We start from the raw sequence: 251 nt of genomic DNA, 5'->3' as shown, positions 1-251 counted from the left end.
GCGCACATCCGGACGACGCAGGTCCTCTGATAATCCAGCGAAGACGATCCCGGGAAGCCTTTCATCGGTGAGCCGATCGGAGTAGCGCAAGAGAGCTTCCAGTGAGAATGTCGTCTGATGCAAGGTCACCCCGCTCAGCTTCGCCCCGCGCAGGTCCGCCCCGCTCAGGTCCATCCAGCTCAGGTCCATCCATCTCAGGCTCATCCCGCTCAGGTTCATCCCAACCACGCTCCCACCTCTGAGCAAGGTCC

At 61.8% G+C, this 251-nt stretch carries 1 protein-coding gene; it reads right to left on the bottom strand.

What is annotated here, in order from left to right; all coding sequences use genetic code 11:
• On the bottom strand, window positions 1–219 hold a 219-nt coding region (locus P0D80_RS51665; RefSeq protein WP_494478674.1), incomplete at its 3' end, for a pentapeptide repeat-containing protein.
• Between the last annotated feature and the right edge of the window lie 32 nt (window positions 220–251).

The organism is Paraburkholderia sp. RL17-373-BIF-A, from assembly GCF_046030175.1.
Classification (GTDB): domain Bacteria; phylum Pseudomonadota; class Gammaproteobacteria; order Burkholderiales; family Burkholderiaceae; genus Paraburkholderia.
The sequence above is the reverse complement of the archived record's forward strand: the minus strand, read 5'-3'. Positions and strand labels throughout refer to the sequence as shown.